This window comes from Dokdonia sp. LLG6352-1, assembly GCF_045055815.1.
GTDB classification, from domain to species: Bacteria; Bacteroidota; Bacteroidia; order Flavobacteriales; family Flavobacteriaceae; genus Dokdonia; species Dokdonia donghaensis.
Genome location: NZ_CP159329.1, coordinates 2785903 through 2803499 on the forward strand (window position 1 = coordinate 2785903; position 17597 = coordinate 2803499).

Annotated in this window: 11 protein-coding genes; 8 read left to right on the forward strand and 3 right to left on the reverse strand. The window is 37.8% G+C overall.

Features of this window, described 5'->3' with window-relative positions:
• The first annotated feature begins 38 nt into the window (after positions 1-38).
• The 4 genes from ABVM49_RS12485 to ABVM49_RS12500 all read left to right on the forward strand — a co-directional run bounded on the left by ABVM49_RS12485 (position 39) and on the right by ABVM49_RS12500 (position 5577).
• Entirely contained in the window at positions 39-773 is a 735-nt protein-coding gene (locus ABVM49_RS12485; protein WP_405202220.1) for a hypothetical protein, read from the forward strand.
• 147 nt (positions 774-920) lie between these two features.
• Positions 921-1514 carry a hypothetical protein gene (locus tag ABVM49_RS12490; protein WP_405202221.1) on the forward strand — a complete coding sequence of 198 codons (594 nt, stop codon included), beginning with the start codon at positions 921-923 and terminating at the stop codon, positions 1512-1514.
• Positions 1515-1812: 298 nt separating this feature from the next.
• Complete coding sequence (locus ABVM49_RS12495) at positions 1813-2709, forward strand: serine hydrolase (RefSeq protein WP_405202222.1); 897 nt, start codon at positions 1813-1815, stop codon at positions 2707-2709.
• A gap of 24 nt (positions 2710-2733) precedes the next feature.
• Entirely contained in the window at positions 2734-5577 is a 2844-nt protein-coding gene (locus ABVM49_RS12500) for an NTP/NDP exchange transporter (protein ID WP_405202223.1), read from the forward strand.
• 51 nt (positions 5578-5628) lie between these two features.
• On the opposite strand, the gene ABVM49_RS12505 is transcribed toward ABVM49_RS12500, so the two are convergent.
• The 3 genes from ABVM49_RS12505 to ABVM49_RS12515 all read right to left on the reverse strand — a co-directional run bounded on the left by ABVM49_RS12505 (position 5629) and on the right by ABVM49_RS12515 (position 11115).
• Positions 5629-6876, reverse strand: a complete 1248-nt coding sequence (locus ABVM49_RS12505) for a serine hydrolase (RefSeq protein WP_298350849.1) — start codon at positions 6874-6876, stop codon at positions 5629-5631.
• The gene (locus ABVM49_RS12510; protein WP_405202224.1) at positions 6876-9794 is read right to left on the reverse strand and encodes a PEP/pyruvate-binding domain-containing protein; all 2919 of its coding nucleotides are present in this window, start codon (positions 9792-9794) and stop codon (positions 6876-6878) included. Before ABVM49_RS12510 ends, ABVM49_RS12505 begins: the two co-directional genes overlap by 1 nt.
• A 115-nt stretch (positions 9795-9909) precedes the next feature.
• Positions 9910-11115, reverse strand: coding sequence for an ATP-binding protein (locus ABVM49_RS12515; RefSeq protein WP_405202225.1), 1206 nt, complete (start codon positions 11113-11115; stop codon positions 9910-9912).
• 279 nt (positions 11116-11394) lie between these two features.
• Here ABVM49_RS12515 and ABVM49_RS12520 point away from each other — a divergent pair, with 279 nt between their 5' ends.
• The 4 genes from ABVM49_RS12520 (at position 11395) to ABVM49_RS12535 (ending at position 17436) form a co-directional block, all read left to right on the forward strand.
• Complete coding sequence (locus ABVM49_RS12520) at positions 11395-11850, forward strand: MarR family winged helix-turn-helix transcriptional regulator (protein ID WP_375252334.1); 456 nt, start codon at positions 11395-11397, stop codon at positions 11848-11850.
• Positions 11850-14258, forward strand: coding sequence for a 3-hydroxyacyl-CoA dehydrogenase/enoyl-CoA hydratase family protein (locus ABVM49_RS12525; RefSeq protein WP_405202226.1), 2409 nt, complete (start codon positions 11850-11852; stop codon positions 14256-14258). Before ABVM49_RS12520 ends, ABVM49_RS12525 begins: the two co-directional genes overlap by 1 nt.
• An 86-nt stretch (positions 14259-14344) precedes the next feature.
• Positions 14345-15538: an acetyl-CoA C-acyltransferase gene (locus tag ABVM49_RS12530; RefSeq protein ID WP_405202227.1), complete on the forward strand. Its 1194-nt coding sequence runs from the start codon at positions 14345-14347 to the stop codon at positions 15536-15538.
• An 83-nt stretch (positions 15539-15621) separates the two neighbouring features.
• Positions 15622-17436, forward strand: coding sequence for an acyl-CoA dehydrogenase family protein (locus tag ABVM49_RS12535; RefSeq protein ID WP_405202228.1), 1815 nt, complete (start codon positions 15622-15624; stop codon positions 17434-17436).
• The last annotated feature ends 161 nt before the right edge of the window (positions 17437-17597 follow it).

Consider the following 17597-nt stretch of genomic DNA (forward strand, 5'->3'; position numbering starts at 1 on the left):
ATATATAAATCTAAATTGAATCAATCAAAAGATCTAAAATGAGAATAATTATCATTGTAATAGTTTATGGTTTGTTAACTAGTTGTAGTAACAAAAATGGCAATTCAGATTCTATACATAAATTAGAAAATTCAGTTTGGATAGATTCACTTTGCAACAGTTATCATTTTAAGGATTCACTCGTTGTAAGAAATCTATTATTTCAAAAAGAATCTGATTATAGTGAAATTGGTAAATTTCATTCTTCTAATAAAATTCAACTTCACTTCCAGACAGATTTTGATGAGGTGAAAAAGTACTATTTAGAGCCAATTTCTAAAAACAAAATGTTTTTAAGCCCATTGAATCAATATGATTACCCAATAGTTTTATTAAAAAAAGAACTAATACAGCTGCCTTATTTAGAAATCGTAGAACTCAAGATAAAAATAAATCCAACATTTATATCTTCAAATGGTTTTAGACGATTAAGTATCACAAATAACAAGAAGATAGAATACATAAAGGCAGATAATGATTTTGAACTAACTAAAAATACATTGTCTGATTCTACATTCCATCAAATAGAACAATACATAGAAATATTGCAACTAGAGAAATATGAGGAAGAGTATAACTTTGCTGGATTTGATGGGCCTAGTTTTGAATTGAATTTAATAACTAACAGCTACACAAAGACAATAAAATCTACCCAAGGAATCCCAAAAGGGATACGTAATTTAATCAATTTTATTGATTACAAGTTACAGACAGAAAAGCAAAACTCGAGATGAGGAAAACACATATTATTCTTAGTCAACCTGTTTATTTTCGAATACTTCTGAAAATTCTTGCAGATTTTCAGTTTAGTATGTACTTGCAAAATTAAATACTAAACCACGCAATTACTCATAGCCGAAACCGTTACCAAACATTATGAAATGCAACAAAAATTAATAGTACAAGTCGTAATTGGCTATATGTATAAGGTCTTGAAAAACAATCTTGACACTTCTGATTTTAAAAATGAATTTGCAGCAATAAGACACGGTGACTATTTTGATTTCATTAAATTAATCGGAAAGAAAATTGACTTTATAGTAGTCTATAATAGCGGTTTAATTGATAATGATGTAAACATTAAAAAAGATGATATTGATTATGTTGGATTAATTAAATCTGAAGAATCATTAATAGAATTTTATAAAAAATGTTATCTAAAATTTGGAGAGATAAATGATAGTGATTTACCTGATTCGTATTTTGAAAAAGCAACAAAATTTGAACTTGGTTTACGAATGTCTTTAAATAATAAAAGACTGAAAAAAGAAAGAAAAACACTAGAAAATGTAATAAATGAGATTTCTACATTAAAAAGGTTAACAGATTTAGAAACTGAAAAATTACACAAAGGAAGAAAATTCTTGAATTTTATAAAGAGACCTGAAAAATTGAAATCTGACTGGAAAACTGTTTCATCTGATTTTGATAATGCTTACTCAATATTAATAGATAGAGGTTTAACGATTGAATAAAAAACATTACGTAGCAAAAAAACTGAGTTAAAAACAAGTCTACTTAAGCGACACTCAGCACAAAATTCTAAGTCCTTTTAATCAATAATTTTTACTATACGATCTTTCTGATTTTCCACTTTCGCGAAAGCGTAATTTATCAAACACCACTCACAACAAACCCATATCAAAACCGTTACTAGACTTAACACTTGGGCGCTGTAAACATTAACAGTTTGGGATGGAATTAACAGTAATACTAGCTATCTTTGGCAGCCTTTTTGTATACTTAGGTTGAACCTTTAATAAATAGAATTATATGAAATATATCACGCTTATAGTGTGCGTTATAATGTCTTCTGTACTTAGTGCTCAGGAGCTTCCTATACAGATGGACGCTGTAGAGCCTCTTGAGACTCATACGAGTCCTATATTGAGAGAGCTTTTAATACAAGAGATTAATAAAAACTCAAAATGGAAAAATCTAGTGAAGTCTAATAGAATGTCTATAGGCGTTGTAGATATGTCCAACTTAGAGAATATAGAGTATGCAGGTATCAATGATGAGTTTATGATGTATGCCGCAAGTTTACCTAAGATTGCCATACTTCTTGCCGCAATGGATGCTATAGAAAATGGCGAACTACAAGACTCTAGAGAAATACGTAAGGATATGCGACTTATGATAAGTAAGTCTAATAATGCTGCCTCTACTCGTATGATAGACCGTGTGGGCTATGATAAAATAGAACAAGTACTGCGCAGTGACCAACTCAAGCTGTATGATGAAGAAGTAGGCGGTGGTTTATGGGTAGGCAAGAGATATGCTGCTGGCGGAAAGCGTAACCCAGACCCTATGAAAGGATTAAGTCACGCGGCTACAGCTAGACAGGTATGTAGTTTTTACTACCAGCTTGCAATGGGTAATCTAGTAAGTACAGAAAAGTCTGAAGAGATGCTGGATATTATGAAAGACCCAGCGCTACACCATAAATTTGTAAACACGCTAGATAAAATTGCTCCTAAGGCAGACATCTACAGGAAATCTGGATCTTGGAAGAACTGGCACTCTGACTCTGTATTGGTATGGGGACCTGAGCGCAAGTATATACTAGTGGCTCTTATAGAAGATACACAGGGTGAGCAAATTGTAAGAGATTTAGTAATTCCTTTAGAAAAAGCAATGAAAAAATCACGAGCTTTAGCCTATAACTAGGGAAACTCATTATAAACGCAATAAATGATTAAAAGTCTTTACAAGAAAGCCTTTGATATAAGAGATGGTGAGATCACCATCTCTTTTTTTATGCAGCTGTACATCTTTCTGGTGATTACAGTGCTACTTATTGTAAAGCCTACTGTAAACGCATTATTTCTATCGGCTCTTGGTGCAGAGCGATTGCCTTACGGGTATCTTCTTGTTGCCGCTGTGGCTATTTTAAGTTCTTACTTTTATAACAAAGCTCTAAAACGATATTCTTTTAAAAAGGTCGCTACGATAACCTTATGCGCTTTTGGCTTCTTTTTTATGTTGCTTTCTGTCGCCTTGCATTATAAATTTCTTGAGGTCTGGCTGCTTTATTATTACTACGTTCTCATATCCTTGTTTGCTGTGGTGGTTACCTCACAATTCTGGATACTGGCAAATATGGTTTACAATGTGAGAGAGGCAAAGAGACTCTTTGGTTTTATAGGCTCTGGCGCTATTGCCGGTGGGATTTTTGGTGGGTACTTAACGACCTTAATTTCGGCGGCTTTTGGGAATAAAACGTCTATTCTTATTGCAGGGATTCTCATTTTATGCTGTGTGCCTATACTCTATCGTATTTGGAATTTAAGGTTACGCACGCTTTCTATGTATACGAGAAAGAAAGAGATACACCAAGTGTCTAACCCAGATCGTAATGCTTTTCAAATCATCTTAAAATCTAAGCATTTACTATACCTAGCATCTATAATCGGGATAAGTGTGCTGGTAGCAAAGCTGGTTGATTTCCAATTTAGTGATTTTGCGCACAAGGCTATTCCAGACTCAGATGAGCTTGCTTCTTTTTTAGGGTTCTGGTTTTCTTCCTTTAATGTGGTAGCTTTACTCATACAACTTTTTGTTACCAATAGAGTCTTAAGCTATCTAGGCGTAACCTCAACAATGCTTATACTACCACTAGGTATTGCCTTAGGTTCCCTCCTATTTCTTACGGTTCCGGAGCTTTGGGTACTTATTATCATAAAAGGGTTAGACGGTAGTTTTAAGCAGTCTATAAACAAAGCAGCTGCAGAACTTTCTATTTTACCCATACCGTATGCTATAAAAAATCAAGCAAAATCATTTATAGATATTGTGGTAGATAGTGTAGCCACAGGTATTGCTGGTTTTCTACTCATTTTTGTAATCAAGGGTATGGAACTAGACACGAAGTTTGTGACCATTCTTACGATCTTTTTCTTGTTTATATGGCTCTTATTAATCTACAAGCTTAGAGATGCCTACTTTGATTCGTTTAGGTCCAACCTCAAGAGTTTACTGCTCAATAAAGATGAGTCCAAACGAAACTTCAGAAAAGAACGTACCATCGCTACTGCAAGACATATTTTACAAAATGGCGAAGAAAGCGAGATTCTCACTCTATTATCTAGATTATCATCGGCTAGGCTTAATCCTTTAAAAAAGCAAATAGTAGCACTTTTAGATCATCCTTCTAATGCTATAAAAATAGCAGCTATTGAGGAGTTGTATTATTATAAAGAAGGTACTGCATTACATAAAATCAAAGCCCTGCTTCACACTAGCGACAACGCACTTATTATAGCCACATTACAGTATTTACTACATCACACTAAAATAGACGATAAAGAACTATTTACAACCTATCTAGATCATCCAGAAAAACCCATTGCAAATGCCGCGCTGTTATGCCTGGCACAAGATGCACGCCTCAATACAAATCTTGGAAAGCAGTTTAATTTAAGAGATCGTATTGCAACTCAAATAGAACGGCTAGGCACACCAGAAGGACTAGAAAATGTTGCCGAAACTTCAGATCTGCTTCTTAGCATTGCCTACTCAGGGCTTAACGAGTTTTACTACTTCATCTCAATTCACTTCAGCAATAAAAATAAAAAGGTAGCAAAGAAAGCTATTGAAGCTGCAGGCATTACCACAGACCCACTCTTTGTTGGGAATCTCCTCCAGTTTCTAGAAAATAAAAAACTACGTAAAGCAGCAATAAAAAGCCTTACTCAATATGGGCCAGAGATTACAAAAACACTTCTCAGGCTAGAAAATGAAGATGCCTTTAGTCTAGATATCAAAAGAAATCTACCAAAGGTGATCGCAACATTTAACTCTCAAAATGCGGTAAAAATCTTATTCAAATTTTTAGGTAGTAACAACCTCATCGTACGTAAAAATGCCTCAAAGTCATTACTAAAACTAAGTAGTAAAAACCCGTCGCTTACTATTGATAAGCGTAAAATCTCCAGATACATATTACTAGAGAGCAACTACTACCAAAGCACGCTTAACGCCCTTGCTACCTTCACAAAACTTGTAAACAATCCGCCAGCAGACTCTCAAGAGGAAGCTAAAGAAACAGAGGTCTTACTCGCCCGTGAAGCCATAGTACTCATTTTAAAGGAACAAGTAGATCAAAGTCTACATAGCATCTTTACATTATTAAGTATACGTTACAATCAAGAAGATATAAGTGCTGCGTTTTTAGGTATTAAAAGTAAAGATGATACAGCGAGAATTAACGCCATAGAGTTTCTTGACAACCTCTTACATATCAAACTTAAAAATAAGATCCTGCCATTGCTTGAAGTACATATCATTGACACAGATGTTGATAATCTACATTCTCAAGAAATGGTAGAACAAACAGAATTTGATGCTGTACGAAGCCTCATTCGTAATCGCAGCAGACAGATGAATATCGCTATGCTCCACCTTATTGAGATACTAGAAGACACAAAGTATATTGCCATTACTCAATCTTTTACAAAGCATAAAAACACAAACATTGCAAAACTTGCTATGCGTGTATCAACAAGTCTACAACGCGTAAAACAGCAACAAAAGTAAACGCCTTCTAGTACCAACTAGAAGGCGTTTTAATAAAACTGTAATAGTCTTTTATGTGGGATTTACCACCTTATCAATACTACTTGCTAAGTACATATGCGCACCTGCAGAATTTTTATTAAGTACGTTAGTCATCAAGCATACGATGTATTTTTTACCATTAGGCTGCTCCACAATAATCACTGAGTTCATATAGTTAAACACATTACCTGCATAGTCGCTACAGTTGGGGTTTTTCTCTCGATCGCATTTATAAAACGAGCCAGACTTAAAGTACACCGCCGCATCATCTAGTCTATTAGAGTGTGCATAACGTATACGTCTGTCTGTCATATATAACAATCGCTTCATCTCAAGCGAGCTTTCTTCATCTATTACATTTCCTTGCTCTAGCGCTACTAGAAATTTCATAAGCCCTTTAGGTGTTCCTATACTTCCACCCTCACGACCTACGTACTTACCAGCTGGACGCGTAAACATCCCTCCTAGTCTCCAGTCGTCTTCTGTAATTCCTAGATCTCTTAATGGCTGATTCACCACTCGGTTTGCTTGACTCGTAAGAGAGTCTCTATCGGTCTCTACAAAGTAATTTTCTGCTTCTTCTTCGGTGAGGTCTGCATACTTTCGTCCAAAGGCGTCTAGCAACATTGTCTCTCTATACAACACACTCGCAGCTCCGTTATTACTCACAGAGACCATATGATCTGCCCATTCATACAGTGAGAACTCATCACTAGCAACCACTTGTCGCTTAGTTAACTTATCACTGTCTATATCATACACAGGTATCGTGTGGTGATCTCCTGTTCCCCAGTAGCGAGCCTTCACTCGTTTATTACACATAAGCCCCGTACGTAACTCAAAGTTATCTGGATATACCTCTGCAAGCTCTGTAAAGAAACCGTTGAGAACAGCAATTTTACCTACACTTCCTGGCTGGTACCCTACGTTTTCTCTGTGAGCCGCATATTTTAAACTATCTGGATTAGTCATATCAAGTACCGCAAGTGAGTAGTTTCCACCGGGTGTAATTCTCGCAATCTTTCTGGCAAAATCATTGTCTTCTACTAGTATTGCTCCAAGAGAATCACGCTTTCGCGAAAGCAAATTGAGCTTGATATCCTCCAGCTTTAAATAAGCGCCATTAGGAATACGCTTGTTTGCAATACTATCCATCTCCATTTTCTGAAGTCGGTACAATCGTTTTATACCCGTTGTATCATATCCGTCTATAGGATAAAGCATCGCTACAAATAAAGTCGATAAGGCGATAAATGTTAGTGTGATATATGTTTTCATTAGTTTATAGGTGCGTCAAGCGTTATTAAAAAGTCTTTGTCAATTTTTGGTGAGATTGCCTCAAGATATTCTGAGGACTTTGCCGTTTTATTTTCTACAAATGGTCGTATCTGGAACAGCCATAGTTTGTCATTTTCAAAACCAAGCTCCACATCATAAGCCCCATCATAGTCAGAACCTGTCATTTCTGGTAATCGTGTTCTTATAGACTGGGCAATGGCACGTATATCCTTTATGTTTTTCTCATTGAGAATCTCTTCGTCAAAGGTTGCGATGTTTCTCTTCACACCTCCCGTTGCTGGCAGTCTAATAAAATCTGCCTGTCTCGCTGGCGATAGTAAGCGTGTATCTGTAGCGGTAACAAGTCTAGTTTCGGCGGCTTGTCCATCTACTGCTCCTCCTGCCCCACGGCTAAAGGCAATAGTAAGATCCTCATCTGTACCTTGATTAATACCCTTTGTAATCATCACACCGCTATACTCCACATCTACCGAAGGAATGATAAGTATAGAAGGAAACACATTTTCTGGGTTGCTTAGATACTGCTGGCGCCATTTAAAACTACGCTCCGTATATGGAGAAGCCCACACGTCTTTAATTCCTTTTAAAATTTTATCCTCATCAAGAATATTAAAAAGCGTCAAGTTCAATCCTGCGCCAGTAAATTCTTCAAGGTCTTCCATATTTGTATCACTACGCAAGAATACCGGAGTTTTACCCATAGGCGATTTAAAGACTTTTTGGAAATCTGCACGCAGGCTATTTACAAATGACGGCTTGAGCGTCATCACATTTATGGCCTCTCGTAATCGCTTCAACTCTTGCAGTTGGTACGTCTCTATCTCTTTTGATGACGCGCCGTTACTTTTCATTTGTTCCGCTTTCGCGAAAGCGTTATTTAAAAACTCCCAGTAAGAACCCTCATAATTAGTCATTTTTTGATCCATATGGTCCTTAAAAATGCCGAAAGGAATAACAAGACCTTCTACCACCTGCTCTGGAAACATCTTTTTGAGCTGCCCAAGGTTTGCTGCCTTAGGCCCTACGAGCTTTCCAGACGCGCTTGCATCTAGATCACGCATATTTATGATGTCTTTCTTATCGAGCGCAATCTTCTCTACAGGCACGGTCACCTGACTTGTAGAACGTTGCTTCTTTGAGAATAACTCACGCTCCTCATTTGTAATATCGTCCTCGCCTTTTATGATAACACTTCCTTTATTTGAAACAGCATAGAAGACCTTCTTGCCGCTATATTTGCTCAAATCTTGAAGGTTCTCTTGAGACAATGCCGCATTAGGGATTCCCAAATTACGAGCTAGTAGCTGCACGTGTGAAACCAGATTACCTTCTGATACCGTCATAATACCAGCCACAGGCTTGAGGTCTGACGGCGGTTTTTCAAAGACGTATATCTTCTCTGTATCCACTTCTATACCTTCTGGAGAACCTTCTATAACAACAAGCTCACCGTAGGCATAACCAGGGTTTAATCCTCTCACAGAAGACTGTCCATCTATATCCATTACCTTATTTTCAAGCCCAGAATGCTTTGCTATAAACGCACCTAGCGTGCTCACACTCTCACCGAGATCTAATGCAACAGAAGATCGCACGCGGTCATCTATAAATCCATAAGCCTTAGGCTCAAAAGTTGCGTAAGTGTCAACTACTTCTTGATACTTTGCTTTTACTTGTGAGGCGCTCCACTCTACAACTCCTCTAGCTGTCGCCAGAAAATCGTTAAGCTGCTCGACACTCTTGTCATTGTGGTAACTATCTGCTTGTAAATACGGCTCTACTGCTGCCCACTCATTTAACTCAATAAGTCCTGTACCTGTTGCTGCATATGAAAGGGTTTGTATTTTATAAAGTAGCTCCTTTAAAGTTTCTGGTTGCCACTCTTGTGTCTTTAGGAGTAATATATCTTCCAGCTCATTAGATAAATCTAGCATCGCAAGGCGGTCACTAGATCTACGTAAAGTAAGTACGTCTTGACGTATATAACAGAGTACATCTGCAATTTCTGGCACAAGTGTTTGCGCAGAGGTATCCTGAGCAGCTGATTCTAAAAACGTGCTAATGCGTTCTGTTAAATCATTTTTTACAGAGATAGCATTTACTTGGCTCTGTAGTTCCTTAAAATTGATAGGTGTATAAAACTCGGCGAGCGTTTTTTCTAGTTGGTCAAACTGCTTTTTCACTTCATCAGAGAGGTCTTTCTTATGTTTTGCTCTAAACTCTTGAACCATCTGGATGTCACTCACACTGGGCTTACCGTGTATTTTAATACGGGCATCCATAAACTTTGGGTAGGTCTCTGCGAGTATTTTTGACTCACTACGCATACGCTGGGCAATGTTGCTATCGCCATCGTGAGGAATATCACGTAAGGTCTGGCGTAGTAAATAGTAGTTTTGTCTAAAACGAGTATCGCTACGCAATAACCACTCATAAAACTCAACGCCCCAGGCCTCCTCATCTTCAGACTGGATGGCACCACGGTAAAACTGTGACTTGCGCTGTACCCAACCATTATCTACACTTGCAAGGTATCTAGCTAGTTGATATTGTTTGATGCGGCTATTATCATTTGTTACATCCCAGAAAGCTACCTTATCTGTGTTTGCAAGTATATCTGCAAAAAAGAGGTGATACTTAGTACCTAGCGTTATTAGATCTTCACTATAACTTGCGTGCTGCACACCACCACCTATATTATCTGGACAAGGGTCACGTGCTTCTCGCATCGTACCATCTTCACAAAACCACTCTATTTTTTTATAGGGGCCTCGCGGATTTTCTTTAAAAGATTCGATATTCTTCTGGATTGTTGCGACGGGTAAGTCTTGAGCAACAAGTTGACTTGTGATTACAATAGATAGTATCACAAGAAATGCTTTGTAAATTTTGATCATTTATTGGTTAGATTGGATAGTGTGACCTAAAGGTAATAGAGTAAACAGCAACATCCATATCTATTAACGCTTTACTAACAGAAGAAGCGCACCAGAACCGAATATTTAATATACTTTAACTTTTGGCAACTGTAAACGTAAATGTTGTGTACTCACCTAGCACTGAGGATACACTTATGGTACCACCTAGATTATGTACTAATTTTTCTACCGTAGATAATCCTATACCGTGGCCTTTCTCTCCATTTTTATCTAGGTGCCCAACTGTACTAAACAGGGTAAAAATACCTTCTAACTTTTCTTCTTCTATACCACGCCCGTTATCTCTGATGGTAAACTCATAATAATCATCATATTCTGTAGCATCTATATCTATAATAGTATGGTCTTTATCATTATACTTTATACTATTACCTATAAGGTTTAAAAATATCTGGTCAAGTGCAGACCGGTTACATCTAAGTTCTATATTCACTTCTGGAAAATGAAATTCACACTCAAAGTTTATATTTAATAGATCTACTAGATCTTCTAACATATCGTTAAACATAAACTCGTGGGCGTCTTCTCTATCATATGCTGTGCTCTCGTAGTGAGCAAGTATGTTTGTTATATAGTTGCTCATAGAGAGTGAAGACTTCTTGAGATACCCAAGGTAATTTACTCCAGACTCATCTAGTGATGCTGTATACTTCTTTTTTAATATATCTGAGGTAAGTATCAAATTTGCAAGAGGCATTTTTAAATCGTGTGATACAGTACCTGCAAAATCCTTGAGCAATGTATTATGTTTTGTAAGACTCGCCTTGGTTTGCTCTAATTGATTATTAACTAGTCTTAACTCAAATAATCTTTCAACTTGTTTTGCGAGTGTTATGAGGGCAGTGCGCTGTTCATTACTCAATTTATTAGGTTTATGATCTATAACACATAAAGATCCCATTGTCATACCATCTGTGGTGCGCAGGGGTACTCCGGCATAAAAGATAACTGGATCATCCATTTTAGTAAGTGGATTATCTATAAAACGAATGTCTTTTGTGGCGTCTGGTATTTCTAGTATCTCATCTGGAGTTAAGATGGCGTGCGCACAAAATGAGCTTTCACGTGAAGTCTCACATAACGCCATACCTACTTTACTTTTAAACCACTGTCTATCTTCATCTACAAGTGTTACTAAAGCTACTGGGGTCTTACAGATGTAGGCTGCAAGCTTTGTTATGTAGTCAAAATCATCTTCTTGTTCTGTATCCAGTAGACCTAAACTTAATAGCGATAGCATACGCTGTTTTTCATTCTGAGGAATGTCTGGTGCAATCATATAACTTGTAAACTTTTTAAGTATTTAAGATACAAAAATACCATTCAATCATAAATGATGTTGCTTTATTACAGAATATGTTAACGTTATTGATTGTACTTGTAATTATCTAAATGGTTGACTTCATATTTATTAAATAATATGGCTTATATTTATGATGTTCTCATTTTCGCGAAAGCGTAACTACCATATTCTTAAAAGTTTCATATAAATTTGCATTAATTACTGTGCGTGCATAGTATATTTTATTATCTTTACAATCACTTTGTGAAGCACTATATGAAAGATAAAACTATAGACTACTGCTTAAGAGCCACCTGGCAAGCAGTTATGAAAATGTATAATGAACAGGCTGCCGAGTATGATGTTACTATGGCAGTAGGGTTTGCACTACTTAGTATAGATCCAGAAGAGGGAACTCCCTCTACAGCACTGGGGCCTCGTATGGGTATGGAAGCTACTTCCCTATCACGTACACTTAAGACTATGGAGGAAAAAGGTCTTATAGAACGTAAACCTAATCCTGCAGATGGCAGAGGCGTTCTTATACATCTTACAGAATTTGGGCTAGAAAAAAGAAATTTCTCAAAAAACCGCGTCGTAACTTTTAATGATGCTGTGCGCGGTAATATATCTGAAGAAAAGATTAATAATTTTTACGAAGTCATTGAGACCATTAATGACTTGATTCAAAATAGAAGAGTATTTAACCAAAAAGAAACCGCAATAAAATAATGGCAAAACGTAGAATAAAGAAAGTAGCCGTCATCGGTAGTGGAATAATGGGAAGTGGTATTGCTTGCCATTTTGCAAACATAGGTGTTGACGTTCTTTTGCTAGATATCGTTCCTCGTGAGCTTACTGCAAAAGAAGAAGCTAAAGGACTTACACTTCAAGACAAAGTTGTACGTAATAGAATGGTAAATGACTCGCTTACTGCAGCACTTAAGAGTAAGCCGTCACCTATTTACAACCAAGCTTTTGCAAAAAGAATCTCAACGGGTAACCTTGAAGATGATATCGCAAAAGTAAAAGACGTAGACTGGATCATTGAGGTGGTAGTAGAGAGACTTGATATTAAGAAACAAGTTTTTGAAAACCTTGAAAAGCATAGAACACCAGGTACACTTATTACTTCAAACACATCTGGTATCCCTATTAACTTTATGTCTGAGGGACGTAGTGAAGATTTCCAAAAGCACTTTTGTGGAACTCACTTCTTTAACCCAGCACGTTACTTAAAATTATTTGAAATCATACCTGGGCCAAAAACAGACCAGAGCGTTCTTGATTTCTTAAATAACTATGGTGAGCAATACTTAGGTAAAACCTCTGTTGTTGCAAAAGATACACCTGCCTTTATAGGTAACCGTATAGGTATCTTCTCTATTATGTCACTTTTCCATACTGTAAAAGATATGGGTATGACGGTAGAAGAGGTAGATAAACTTACAGGTCCAGTTATAGGACGTCCAAAATCTGCAACCTTCCGTACGGTAGATGTTGTAGGTCTTGATACCCTTGTACACGTTGCAAACGGTATTGCAGAAAACTGTCCTAATGATGAGCGCAAGTCTCTTTTTGAGCTTCCAGGCTTCATTAGTACAATGATGGAAAACAAATGGCTAGGGTCTAAAACTGGTCAAGGTTTTTATAAAAAGAGTGTAAATGAGGCTGGTAAGAAAGAAATTCTTACACTAGACCTTGATTCTATGGAGTACCGCTCTAACAAGAAAGCAAAATTTGCTACCCTAGAGCTTACTAAAAATATAGACAGCGTTTACGATCGCTTTAAAGTGCTTGTAGGTGGTAAAGACAAAGCTGGTGAGTTTTACCGCAAGTCTTTTGCACACCTATTTGCTTATGTACAAAATCGTATTCCTGAGATTACAGACGAGCTTTACAAAATAGACGATGCTATGAAGGCTGGTTTTGGCTGGGAGCACGGACCATTCCAAATTTGGGATGCTGTAGGTGTAGAAAAAGGTATCGAGCTTATGAAGGCAGAAGGTCTTGAAGTTGCCACTTGGGTAACAGATATGATTGCTGCTGGAAGTGAGACTTTCTACTCTGTAAAAAATGGTGCTACTTATGTGTATTCCGCTTCCGCGAAAGCGCACGTAAAGAAACCAGGTCAAGATTCATTTATCATTCTTGATAACATTAGAAAACAAACAGAAGTATTCTCAAACACGGGAGTATCTGTACAAGATCTAGGAGATGGAATCTTAAACGTTGAGTTCCGCTCTAAGATGAATTCTATAGGAGGTGATGTACTTGCAGGAGTAAATAAAGCAATAGATCTAGCCGAAAAAGACTTTGATGGTCTAGTAGTAGGTAATCAAGGTACCAACTTCTCTGTAGGAGCAAACATTGGGATGATCTTTATGTTTGCTGTAGAGCAAGAGTATGATGAGCTTAATGCTGCTGTAAAATATTTCCAAGATACGTGTATGCGTTTACGCTACTCTGCTATTCCTACAGTTGTTGCACCTCACGGTATGACACTAGGTGGTGGTTGTGAGATGACACTACACGCAGATAGAGTTGTCGCAGCTGCCGAATCTTACATAGGACTCGTAGAGTTTGGTGTAGGTGTAATACCAGGTGGTGGTGGATCTAAGGAAATGGCCCTTAGAGCATCAGATAAGTTTGATAAAGGTGATGTACAACTTAACGTATTACAGGAGCACTTCCTTACTATAGGTATGGCAAAAGTATCTACCTCTGCACACGAGGCGTACGATCTTAACATCCTTAAGCACGGTAAAGATCTTGTAGTTGTAAACCGCGATCGCCAGATTGCTACGGCAAAGGCTGTTGCACGCCAAATGGCAGATATGGGATACACACAACCTGTAAAACGTAACGATGTACTAGTATTAGGTAAGCAGGCACTAGGTATGTTCTTAGTAGGAACAGACTCTATGCAAGCATCTAACTATATATCAGAGCACGATAAGAAAATTGCAAACAAGCTTGCTTATGTAATGGCCGGAGGAGATTTATCTGAGCCTACAAGAGTTTCTGAGCAGTATTTACTAGATCTAGAGCGTGAAGCGTTCTTATCTCTAGCTACTGAGAGAAAATCACTTGAGCGTATACAGCATATGTTACAAAAAGGAAAACCATTAAGAAACTAAAGTTTCTGCAATACGCCTTAAGCGCTAAGCTATAGGCAATGATAAACCGCTTAAAGCTTTCAGCTTATAGCCAAAAGCAAACTAAAATGAAAACAGCATATATAGTAAAAGCATATAGAACAGCCGTTGGGAAAGCTCCCAAAGGTGTCTTTAGATTCAAGCGAGCAGATGAGCTTGCTGCAGAAACGATTCAGTATATGATGAAGGAGCTGCCAGAATTTGATAAAAAGAGAATAGATGACGTTATCGTAGGTAACGCAATGCCAGAAGGATCTCAAGGTCTTAATATGGCGCGTCTTATATCTCTTATGGGACTAGACGTAATAGACGTACCTGGTGTAACTGTAAACCGTTTTTGTTCTTCTGGAATAGAAACTATAGGGATGGCAGTAGCAAAGATTCAAGCTGGTATGGGTGATTGTATTATCGCCGGTGGAGCAGAGTCTATGTCTTCTGTACCTATGACAGGATTTAAACCAGAACTTAACTACGATACCGTAGTAAAGTCTGGACACGAAGATTACTACTGGGGAATGGGTAACACCGCAGAGGCAGTAGCAAATGAATTTAACATCTCTCGTGAAGATCAAGATGAGTTTGCATATAACTCACATATGAAAGCCCTACGCGCACTAGCCGAAGATCGTTTTCAAGACCAGATTGTACCTATAGATGTAGAGCAAACGTATATAGATGCAAACGGTAAGAAAGCTACAAAATCTTATACAGTAAACAAGGATGAAGGTCCTCGTGCAGGAACAAATAAAGCAGCACTTGCAAAACTTAGAGCAGTATTTGCTGCTGGAGGAAGTGTAACTGCTGGTAACTCTTCACAAATGAGTGATGGTGCAGCCTTTGTAATGGTTATGAGTGAGGAGATGGTAAAAGAACTTAACATCGAGCCTATCGCACGTATGGTAAATTATGCAGCAGCAGGTGTACCACCACGTATAATGGGTATAGGCCCCGTAGCTGCCATTCCAAAAGCGCTTAAACAAGCTGGACTTAAGCAAAATGATATTGAGCTTATCGAGCTTAACGAGGCATTTGCATCACAGTCACTTGCAGTAATACGCGAGTTAGGACTTGATCCAGATATTATAAACGTAAATGGTGGAGCGATCGCATTAGGTCACCCATTAGGATGTACTGGAGGTAAACTATCAGTACAGTTATTTGACGAGATGCGCAAGCGTGATATGTCAGGTAAATACGGTATGGTTACAATGTGTGTAGGTACCGGACAGGGAGCTGCAGGGATTTATGAATTCTTGAAGTAATTCCGCTTTCGCGAAAGCGTAAAAACAAAAAATTATAGTACATATTTCTTATAGAGAAAGAAAAAAATTAATTAGCAATAGCAATGAGCACAGAAACAACAAAAAATGATATCCTACGCGGTGGTCAATTTATCGTAAAGGAAACAGCTTGTGAAGATGTCTTCACAATGGAAGATCTTAATGAAGAGCAAAAGATGATGCGTGAATCTACAAGAGAATTTGTAGACCGCGATCTTTGGGCACACTGGGAGCGTTTTGAAAAGAAAGATTATGCATACACAGAGGAGACTATGCGCAAAGCTGGTGAACTAGGTTTACTAGGTGTTGCTGTACCAGAAGAGTATGATGGTCTTGGGATGGGATTTGTATCTACAATGCTTGTTTGTGATTACATTTCTGGAGCTACTGGATCTTTTAGTACTGCCTTTGGAGCACATACTGGGATAGGTACAATGCCTATCACACTTTATGGTAATGAAGAGCAAAAGAAAAAATATGTACCAAAACTTGCTACTGGTGAGTGGTTTGGAGCATACTGTCTTACAGAGCCTAGTGCAGGATCTGACGCAAACTCTGGAAAAACAAAAGCCGTTCTATCTGAAGATGGAAAGAGCTATAAGATTTCTGGACAAAAAATGTGGATTTCTAACGCCGGTTTCTGTAATCTATTTATCGTTTTTGCTAGAATAGAAGATGATAAAAACATTACAGGATTTATCGTAGAAAATGATCCTTCTAATGGAATCACACTAGGTGAAGAAGAAAAGAAATTAGGTATACACTCTTCTTCTACTCGTCAGGTCTTCTTTAATGATACAGTAGTACCCGTAGAGAATATGCTTTCTGACCGTGGTAACGGTTTTAAAATCGCAATGAACGCACTTAACGTAGGTCGTATTAAACTTGCAGCTGCTTGTCTTGATGCACAGAGACGTGTGATAAATGAGGCTGTAACGTATGCAAAAGAGCGTGTACAGTTTAAAACTCCTATTGTAAACTTTGGAGCAATTAAGCAAAAACTTGCGCTTATGGCTACAAACGTATATGTAGATGAGTCTGCATCTTACCGTGCTGCCAAAAACATTGAAGACCGTATCGTTATGCGTCAGGCAGAAGGTAACACACACCAAGAAGCAGAGCTTAAAGGTGTTGAGGAGTATGCTATAGAGTGTTCTATCCTTAAGGTTGCAGTATCTGAAGATGTACAGAATACTACAGATGAAGGTATCCAGATTTTTGGAGGAATGGGCTTCAGTGCAGATACTCCTATGGAGTCTGCTTGGCGTGATGCACGTATCTCTCGTATCTATGAAGGTACAAATGAGATTAACCGTATGCTCGCTGTAGGTATGATGGTAAAGAAAGCAATGAAAGGACACGTAGACTTTATGGGACCAGCAATGGCTGTAAAGGATGAACTTATGGGTATCCCTTCTTTTGACACTCCAGATTACTCTGAGACACTTTCTGAAGAAAAAGCACTTATCAAGAGCCTTAAGAAAGTATTCCTTATGGTTGCAGGATCTGCAGCTCAAAAGTTTGGAACAGAGCTAGAGAAAAATCAGCAACTACTTATGGCAGCTGCAGATATTCTTATAGAAATCTATATGGCAGAGAGTGCTATACTACGTACTGAGAAAAACATTAAGCGCACTGGTCTAGAGAGTCAAGCAACACAGGTTGCAATGTCTCAACTATACCTATTTAACGCTGTAGATATCATCCAGACTAAAGCAAAAGAAGCTATTATCTCTTTTGCCGAAGGTGATGAGCAACGTATGATGCTTATGGGACTTAAACGTTTTACAAAGTATACAAACCAACCTAATGTAATCGCACTGCGCAACCAGATTGCTGCAGATGTTGAAGAAAATGGTAAATACCGCTTTGACGGATAATACATTTTTTTAAGTCACTAAAACTATGTGTACTAGATTACGTATTGAAAATGACTTAAATGTTTATGTATTCGCTTGCGCGAAAATTTAATATCAACAAAGCCACTTCCCTATCGAAGTGGCTTTTTTTGTACCCTACTACTACAACGATTTCGTAACAC

What these genes read in the sequence shown, in the direction of transcription:
- ABVM49_RS12500 (WP_405202223.1), top strand. Translation starts at nt 2,734, where the DNA reads ATGATTAAAAGTCTTTACAAGAAAGCCTTTGATATAAGAGATGGTGAG.
- ABVM49_RS12525 (WP_405202226.1), top strand. Translation starts at nt 11,850, where the DNA reads ATGGCAAAACGTAGAATAAAGAAAGTAGCCGTCATCGGTAGTGGAATA.
- ABVM49_RS12535 (WP_405202228.1), top strand. Translation starts at nt 15,622, where the DNA reads ATGAGCACAGAAACAACAAAAAATGATATCCTACGCGGTGGTCAATTT.
- ABVM49_RS12520 (WP_375252334.1), top strand. Translation starts at nt 11,395, where the DNA reads ATGAAAGATAAAACTATAGACTACTGCTTAAGAGCCACCTGGCAAGCA.
- ABVM49_RS12515 (WP_405202225.1), bottom strand. Translation starts at nt 11,115, where the DNA reads ATGATTGCACCAGACATTCCTCAGAATGAAAAACAGCGTATGCTATCG.
- ABVM49_RS12510 (WP_405202224.1), bottom strand. Translation starts at nt 9,794, where the DNA reads ATGATCAAAATTTACAAAGCATTTCTTGTGATACTATCTATTGTAATC.
- ABVM49_RS12490 (WP_405202221.1), top strand. Translation starts at nt 921, where the DNA reads ATGCAACAAAAATTAATAGTACAAGTCGTAATTGGCTATATGTATAAG.
- ABVM49_RS12505 (WP_298350849.1), bottom strand. Translation starts at nt 6,876, where the DNA reads ATGAAAACATATATCACACTAACATTTATCGCCTTATCGACTTTATTT.
- ABVM49_RS12495 (WP_405202222.1), top strand. Translation starts at nt 1,813, where the DNA reads ATGAAATATATCACGCTTATAGTGTGCGTTATAATGTCTTCTGTACTT.
- ABVM49_RS12485 (WP_405202220.1), top strand. Translation starts at nt 39, where the DNA reads ATGAGAATAATTATCATTGTAATAGTTTATGGTTTGTTAACTAGTTGT.
- ABVM49_RS12530 (WP_405202227.1), top strand. Translation starts at nt 14,345, where the DNA reads ATGAAAACAGCATATATAGTAAAAGCATATAGAACAGCCGTTGGGAAA.